The organism is Aeromicrobium sp. (assembly GCF_014378035.1).
GTDB lineage: Bacteria > Actinomycetota > Actinomycetes > Propionibacteriales > Nocardioidaceae > Aeromicrobium.
In genome coordinates this window covers 1-7,504 of the sequence record NZ_JACMOM010000189.1, presented here as the reverse complement: position 1 = coordinate 7,504, position 7,504 = coordinate 1, and the positions used below count along the sequence as shown (strand labels likewise).

6 protein-coding genes are annotated in these 7,504 nt (G+C 66.1%); all 6 read right to left on the bottom strand.

Annotation, left to right across the window (positions count from 1 at the left end):
• Nucleotides 1-27: 27 nt before the first annotated feature.
• The gene (locus H7290_RS09935; protein ID WP_290513859.1) at nucleotides 28-1,059 is read right to left on the bottom strand and encodes an ABC transporter substrate-binding protein; all 1,032 of its coding nucleotides are present in this window, start codon (nucleotides 1,057-1,059) and stop codon (nucleotides 28-30) included.
• A gap of 39 nt (nucleotides 1,060-1,098) precedes the next feature.
• Nucleotides 1,099-1,977, bottom strand: a complete 879-nt coding sequence (locus H7290_RS09930; RefSeq protein WP_290513858.1) for an ABC transporter permease — start codon at nucleotides 1,975-1,977, stop codon at nucleotides 1,099-1,101.
• Between the two features lie 10 nt (nucleotides 1,978-1,987).
• Nucleotides 1,988-2,800, bottom strand: coding sequence for an ABC transporter ATP-binding protein (locus H7290_RS09925; RefSeq protein ID WP_290513857.1), 813 nt, complete (start codon nucleotides 2,798-2,800; stop codon nucleotides 1,988-1,990).
• A complete protein-coding gene (locus tag H7290_RS09920) occupies nucleotides 2,797-3,744 on the bottom strand; it encodes a hydroxymethylglutaryl-CoA lyase (RefSeq protein ID WP_290513856.1) in 948 nt (315 codons plus the stop codon). The genes H7290_RS09925 and H7290_RS09920 overlap by 4 nt, the downstream gene beginning before the upstream one ends.
• A complete protein-coding gene (locus H7290_RS09915; protein ID WP_290513855.1) occupies nucleotides 3,744-4,994 on the bottom strand; it encodes a CaiB/BaiF CoA-transferase family protein in 1,251 nt (416 codons plus the stop codon). The genes H7290_RS09920 and H7290_RS09915 overlap by 1 nt, the downstream gene beginning before the upstream one ends.
• Nucleotides 4,995-5,704: 710 nt before the next feature.
• Nucleotides 5,705-7,267 (bottom strand): amidase, encoded by a 1,563-nt coding sequence (locus tag H7290_RS09910; RefSeq protein WP_290513854.1) that lies wholly within the window; start codon nucleotides 7,265-7,267, stop codon nucleotides 5,705-5,707.
• Nucleotides 7,268-7,504: the final 237 nt, after the last annotated feature.

Here is a 7,504-nt window from a genome sequence, read left to right as displayed (position 1 = left end):
GGCTGCCAGTACGTGAGGACGGTCCGACTAGTCCAGGAACTCGTTGGTGAAGGTCTTCTTGAGCTCGATGTCGGCATCGCCCACCTCGGGGTTAGCGACCCGTTGCGTCTCGAGCACCGCCTCCGCGCCTTCCTCGGGCATCTTGCCGTCGGTGCTGAACCCCTTCTTGGAGGCGTCGATCACCGTGGCGTACTCCTCGGGGTTCCCACCCGCGAACTGCTTGGGCATCTTGGCCGCGATCTCCTTACCACTGTGGCTCTCGGCCCACTTGAGTGCACGTACGAGCGCCTTGGCGAGCTTCCTGGCCTCTTTCGCGTGCTCGTCGAGCCAGTCGGTCTGGGCGTACAGCACCGAGGCGGGCCAGGTGCGCGATCCGAACACCGTCTCGACGTTGGCCGGGTCACGAAGGTCGCCGAGCTTCTTGGTCGTCTTGCCAATCTTCTTCTCGAGCTGGGTGACGGCGGGCTCGATCAGGACCGCAGCGTCGACGTTGCCCTTCTCGACGGCCGCGACGGCGGTTGAGCCGGCGCCGATACCGCTGATGCTGATGTCCTCGGGCTTCATTTTCTCCTTGGCGAGCAGGTAGCGGACGAACATGTCGGTCGAGGATCCGGGCGCCGTCACGCCGACGGTCTTGCCCTTGAGGTCTTTGATGCTCTTGATCTCCTTCTCCTTGCCCGGTGCGACCAGAAGCACCAGCCCGGGAATGGTGGCCTGGACCGCGAACGCCTTAATGTCCTGGTTCTTGGCCTGCATCTGGATCGTGTGCTCGTAGTACCCGGAGGTCACCGTGGTGCTCCCGCCGAGCATGCCCTTGAGCGCCTTGGAGCCGCCCTGGAGGTCCTGAAGCTCGACGTCCAGTCCCTCGTCCTCGAAGTAGCCGAGCTGATCAGCCAGCGTCACAGGGAGGTACGTCAGTACGGTTTGCCCTCCGACGCCGATGTTGATCTTGCCGCCGTCACCGCCGGAGGCTCCCGGCGACTGAGTGTTGCACGCGGCGAGCGCGAGGAGGGCTGTCACGCTGATGAGCGCGAGCAGGCTACGGAGCGGACTGGACATGGGACTTCCTTCTCTCGGGGAACGTACGGCCGGTCACGGCTACTTCTGGGTCTGGGGCTGCCACCTCAGCAACCGGGTCTCCACGCGGTTGACGATCACGTCGACGACGAGGACGACGAGCATCAGCACGATCATTCCGGCGAACACTCCGGTGGTGTCGAACACGCCTTCGGCCTGGGCGATGACGTACCCGACGCCGGCTGAGGCGCCGAGGTACTCCCCCACCACCGCGCCGGTGATCGCGAAACCCACGCTGATGTGGAGGCTGGAGAAGATCCAGGTCAGCGCGCTGGGCAGCAGGACGTGGCGCATCAGTTGGCGTTCGTTGGCGCCGAGCATGCGCGCGTTGTTGATGAGCACCTTGTCGACGTTGCGTACACCCTGCAGCGTGTTGAAGAAGACGATGAAGAACACGAGGGTCACGCCGAAGGCGACCTTGGACCAGATGCCGAGCCCGAACCAGAGCAGGAAGATCGGCGCGAGCACCACCCGTGGCAGGGCGTTGAACATCTTGAGGTACGGGTCGAGCACGGCGGCGGCGAAGTCGCTACGCGCGAGGAAGAACCCGAGCCCGAGCCCGAGGATCGATCCGATGATGAAGGCGTAGAGCGCCTCCTGAATCGTGACCCACAGGTGCGGGTAGATGAACCCCGACGTGAGCCAGTCCCCGACCTGCACCGCGACGTCGGTGGGCAGTGGGAAGAAGAACTCGTCGATGACCCTCGCGCGGACGAGGGCCTCCCAGCCACCGAGCACGACGACCGCGACCAGGACCTGGAGCAGACGGACGGTGGCATGACCGTGGCGCCGGGGCCGCTTGGGCACGACCCGGTCGGGCGTGGACGCGGCGTCCCGGCCGGAGGGCGCGGCAGCCTCGGCGACGGCGCTGGCCGGACCGGTCACGTCGGAGGTGCTCACGCGAGCCTCGTCAGACGAGTTTGTTGCTCTTGGCATACGTGCTCACCACTTCCTCCTTCAGCTGGGCCCAGATCTCGTGGTAGATGTCGGTGAACTCCGGCAGGCTGCGGATGTCCATCAGGTCACGGGGTCGGTCGATGCCGATCTGGTAGCGGCCGACCACCGTGCTCGCCGGTCCGGCGCCGAGGATCACCACCTCGTCGGACAGCGCGATGGCCTCGTCTAGGTCGTGAGTGATGAACACGACCGCCTTCTCCGACTCCTGCCACAGGGCGAGCAGTTCGTTCTCCATGATCTGACGGGTCTGCACGTCGAGCGCCGAGAAGGGCTCGTCCATCAGCAGCACGTCCGGGTCGATGATCCAGGCCTGCGCGACCGCAGTGCGTTTGCGCATGCCCCCGGACAACTGGTGCGGGAAGCGGTCGGCGAAGCTCGACAGGCCGACCTTCTCGAGCCAGAACGCCGCCCGGTCGTTGGCTTCGGACTTGGTGGTGCCGCGCATGATCGGTCCGAGGGCGACGTTGTCGCGGACCGTCTTCCACGGCAGCAGCGCGTCTTGCTGGAACATGTACGCCGCGCGGGTGTTGATACCGTCCAGCGGTGCGCCGAAGCTCTCGACTCGGCCGGAGGTCGGCTCCAGCAGACCCGCGGCCATGTTGAGCACGGTCGACTTGCCGCACCCCGTGGGGCCGACGATTGAGATGAACCGCCCCGCGGGGACCTCGAGGTCGATCTCGTGCACAGCGACGTACTCCCCGCCGTCGTCCGGTGTCTCGAAGCTGCGCGAACAGCTCTGCAGGCTCAGCGCCGGCGTCGTGATCATGTCGTCTCCTGGCTGTCGGTGCTCTGTGGTGCGCCCGATCGTGCGGCGCCAGCCTCGACGCGGCTCATCGCCGACTCCAGCCGGTGGCCGACGATCCGTTCGAGCGGCCGGCGGACCGCGCCGAGCCTGTCGGGGTCGATGCCCGTCGCGATTCCCTCGCGCTCGAGCAGGTGGACAAGGTCGTCGGTCGCGATGTTGCCCGCGGCGCCGGGGGCGAACGGGCACCCGCCGAGACCGCCGAGGGCAGCATCAAACCTGCGGACCCCGGCCTCAAGTGCCGCCATTACGTTGGCCGCCGCCATCCCGTACGTGTTGTGCAGGTGGATGGCGACGTTGGCATCGGGGTGGTCGGCGTACAACCGATGCATCAGCCTCGCGACCTGTGACGGATGGGCGCCGCCGATCGTGTCCGCGACGTTGATCGCAATCGCACCCATCTGCAGGAGGCGCTCGACGACATCGGCGACGGCGCTCGGGTCGGTGTCTCCGTCGAACGGGCAGACGAACGCGGTCGCCACACATGCCTCGTACACGATGCCGTGGTCGTCGAGCACCTTGCCGCTGTCCTGCAGCCGGTCGAGCGCCTCGGCGACGCCGACCCCCGCGTTGGACCGGCTGTGGCCCTCGGACGCGGACACCACGAGCCGCACAATCCGTGCGCCCGCGGCGACAGCGCGCTCGGCGCCACGCCGGTTGAACACGAGGGTGGGCAGCCCGACGTCCGTGATGGGAAGGAGGCGCGCGAGAAACTCGTCGGTGTCGGCCATCTGCGGCACCTTGCCGGGATGTACGAACGAGCCGACCTCGAGTGCAGGCACCCCGGCCGCGAGAAGACCGGCCGCCAGCTCGACCTTGACGTCGGTCGGCACGATCACGGACTCCATTTGGAGCCCGTCGCGCAGCAGGACGTCGGTGATCTCAACCTCAGGACGGGTGGTGGCCATCAGACGACCCCCTGCTCGCGGAGTCCGGCGATCTCGTTGACGCCGATACCGAGCGACCCGAGCACCTCGTCGGTGTCTGCGCCGAGCTCGGGCCCGAGGTGGCGGATCTCCCCGGGATGCCGCTCGAGCTTGGGGACGATGCCCGGGAAGTAGACGTCACGAATGTCCTGGCCACCGATGTCGACCTTGTGGCGCGCGTACATCTCGCGCGCGGCGAACTGCGGGTCGGCCAGGATGTCCTCGACGTCGTAGATCGTTCCGCACGGCACCCCGTGGGCGCTGAGGCTGCCAACGACGTCCGCGACCTGCTGGTCGGCAGTCCAGGCGCCGATCGCGGCGCCGAGCTCGTCGCTGCGCGCCACCCGGCCGGCGTTGCCCGCGAGTCCGGTGTCGTCGCGCAGGTCAGGTCGTTCGATCACCATCATCAGGCGGTGGAAGATGCGGTCGCCGTTGCCGCCAATCACAACGAACTTGTCGTTGGCGCAGCGGTAGGTCCCGGACGGGGCGACGCCGGGGATTGAGGGGCCGCTCGGCTGAGCCTTGATGCCGTAGGCGTCGAAGTCGGGCACCAGGGACTCCATCATCGAAAACATCGCCTCGTGTAAGGCGACATCGACCACGTCACCGGTGCCGTCGCCGGAGCGCCGCTGCAGCAGACCCATCAGGGCACCGATGACGCCGTGCAGACCGGCGACCTGGTCGCCGAGGCTGATGCCGACGCGTACGGGTGCCTCTCCGGGATTGCCGGTCAGGTGCCGCAGGCCAGCCATCGCCTCGGCGACACCGCCGAAGCCGGCGTGCTCGCGGTACGGCCCGGTCTGCCCGAAGCCGGAGATGCGGACCACCACGAGGCCCGGATTGCTGGCACGCAGGACCTCGGGGCCGAGGTTCCATCGCTCGAGCGTGCCCGGCCGGAAGTTCTCGATCAGTACGTCCGCGCTGTCTATCAGCTGCCTGGCCAGCGCCTGCCCCTGCGGGGTGTGCAGGTCGATCGTGACGGAGCGCTTGTTGCGCGCGATCCAGCGGAACAGCAGCGAGGTGCCGGCGTCGTGGAGCCGCCAGCTGCGCAGCTCGTCGCCACCGTCGGGGCGTTCGATCTTGATCACGTCGGCGCCGAACTCGGCCAGGATCCGTGTCGCCGACGGCGCCGCGATGAAGCTGCCGAGCTCGATCACCCGGATGCCCGCGAGCGGTCCCGCCTGGTGTGCGTCCTGCTTCATCCCGCGCGATACCGCCTTCGTCGTCGTCATCGGGTCATCGGGGCCAAATCGTGCATAAAATCACTATTCGGACTTTCGACTCACCGTATGAGTCTGCCTCCGGACAAGCAAGGGCTGAGGTGATGCAGTTCACACTGTGGGATCGGGACCGGGGCACCGACCTTCGGCCCGTACGGCCCCCGTCGCATCGGAAGGGCCGAGGATCAGTGGCCTCTCCGCGGATTTACACCGAGGAGGAGAGGTCCGCGTTCTTCGCGCGGCTTGTTGAGTATCGGACTGTCTCGGCGGCCGCACGAGAGCTGGGGTTCACTCGGATCACTTGCTACAAGTGAGCGCACCGGGCGGGGATCTTCACCAGCAAGGCGAAGAAGGTGATTGACCTCCGCTACCTGAGCCTTCTCGCGCGCGGCGCAGGCTGGGAGAAGGTCGACTACACGCTGACCAAAAAGTCAGACGGGTCAATGGGAACCGAGATCATCCCCGATCGATGTATCGATCAGCGGGGGCTCAGCGAAGGAAGCCGCCCGCGTCGCGTTCGACGTTGTGAGTCGCTGGCCACCTGGCCACAGAACCTGCCCGAACCCACGGTCAACTGCGGAAATGCGACCTACCAGCTCTCAGATGCGACAGACGTTCTCGGGATTGCCCAGAGTCGGTTCGTTTGTAGTGGTGATGTTGGAAGAATTGTTGTCTACAAACGCGCAATAGGATTCGAACCCGAGATCACCGAGGCAGTCCCCTTAGGCCGAGTGGCTTGGCGTTGTTGGGTAGGCCGGTGGCCGGGGGAACCCGCCCGCCTGGGCCTCGACTGCCTTGGCGACCTTCAAGCAGGTCGCGTCCTGGAAGTGTTTGCCGATGATCATCAGCCCGGTCGGCAAGCCATTGACCAGGCCGGCCGGAACGCTGGTCGCCGGGTGGCCGGTGCAGTCGATCGGGGCCGTGTTGACGAGCATCTCCAGCGCGCGGACGATGCTCGTGGTCGGATCGTCCTGATCGCTGACCAACGTCGTCGCGGTGATCGGCAGCGTCGGCATGACCAGCACGTCGTACTTCTCCAGCGCGTCGTCATAAGCCTTGCGCAGCAGTGGAACAAGGTCCTGCGCCATCGCGTAATAGCGCCCGTAGGTCGTGGCGAGCGAGTGGCCGCCACCTAGTGCGACCAGCTTGGTCGTGTCGGAGAAGTCATTGGCCCGCTCGTGCCGCTGCTTGCCGTAGTGCGCCATCAGCTCTGGGTCGTACCAGCCGCTGTAGTTGTAGCCGTAGGCGTTGCCGTCTATCATCTGTGCGGTCGCCCCGTCGGTTGCGACGACGTTCCAGATCGCCATGCCGTGCCGGTGCCACGGGATGCTCACGTCTTCGATGACCATGCCTGCTTCGGTCATTCGCTGCGCGGTCGCACGGACTGTCGCGTCAAGGTCGGGGTCGGAAAGCCCTTCGTAGCCGAAGCCTTCGGTGACGATCCCCACGCGAATGCCCCTGACGTCGCCGTCGCTGTCGGCGTCGTAATCCGATGACGCCACGCCGACCGGCTGGCGAGGGTCTTTGCCGTCATCGTACCCGGCGATTACCGACAGCATCCGGGCCGCGTCGGACACGGTGCGGGTGATCGGACCGAGGTGGTCAAGGGTCAGTTCGATCGGGAACGCGCCGGTGTAGGGGACCAGGCCGTAGGTCGGCTTGTGCCCGACCGTGCCCGAGAAGGAGCTCGGGATGCGCACCGATCCGCCCTGGTCACCACCGAGTGCGATGTCGACCTCGCCCGTGGCGACGAGTGCCGTACTGCCGCTAGACGAACCGCCGGTCGTCCGGGTCGTATCCCACGGGTTGCGGACTGGCCCACTGTCGGAGGTGTGGCTGGCACCGGAAAAGCAGAGGCTTTCGCAGACGGACTTGCCGACCACGGTCGCACCGGCCGCGAGCAGGCGGGTAACCACGGTTGCGTCGTACTTGGGCACATAGCCCTCGACCGTGCGCGAGCCGTTCATCATCGGTACGCCGGCCACGGAGATGTTGTCCTTGATCGCGACCCGCAACCCTTGCAGCGGACCGCTTGCGGCACCGGAGATCTCGGTCCGGGCATACCACGCGCCGAGCGGGTTGTCTTCCGGAGCTGGGAAGAAACTGCTGCGACCTGTGGGGCCCGACAGCGCGGTCTCGGCGTACAACCGCTCCACTGCGTCGTACGCTGCAGCTGACTCGGCGGTGAGGTTCTCGTAGGTCTCGAGTTCATTGTCGGACAGGGTGATCCCGAATTTGCTTCCAACGGTGATCAGGTCGTCACGGTTCGGGGGACGAAAAGCCATCTTCACTCCTAGGAAACGTCAAGCCAACCAGGCTCATCAAACTTGACCGGACAGTGTGCCGTTCACGGCTGAGGCTCGCAGATATTGATGGGTGCGAGCCCAGCGTGTGCGGCGGCGTTGGTTGACTTGGTTGGGGATCCCGAAGGCGCTGTGACTTTGATATCTGGCCGGGTGCGTTCAGCACTGATCAACCTAAAGGTGAGGAGACTTGACTGGTCACCATCCGCCAACTTCAAT

What these genes read in the sequence shown, in the direction of transcription:
- H7290_RS09925 (WP_290513857.1), bottom strand. Translation starts at nt 2,800, where the DNA reads ATGATCACGACGCCGGCGCTGAGCCTGCAGAGCTGTTCGCGCAGCTTC.
- H7290_RS09910 (WP_290513854.1), bottom strand. Translation starts at nt 7,267, where the DNA reads ATGGCTTTTCGTCCCCCGAACCGTGACGACCTGATCACCGTTGGAAGC.
- H7290_RS09915 (WP_290513855.1), bottom strand. Translation starts at nt 4,994, where the DNA reads ATGACGACGACGAAGGCGGTATCGCGCGGGATGAAGCAGGACGCACAC.
- H7290_RS09920 (WP_290513856.1), bottom strand. Translation starts at nt 3,744, where the DNA reads ATGGCCACCACCCGTCCTGAGGTTGAGATCACCGACGTCCTGCTGCGC.
- H7290_RS09935 (WP_290513859.1), bottom strand. Translation starts at nt 1,059, where the DNA reads ATGTCCAGTCCGCTCCGTAGCCTGCTCGCGCTCATCAGCGTGACAGCC.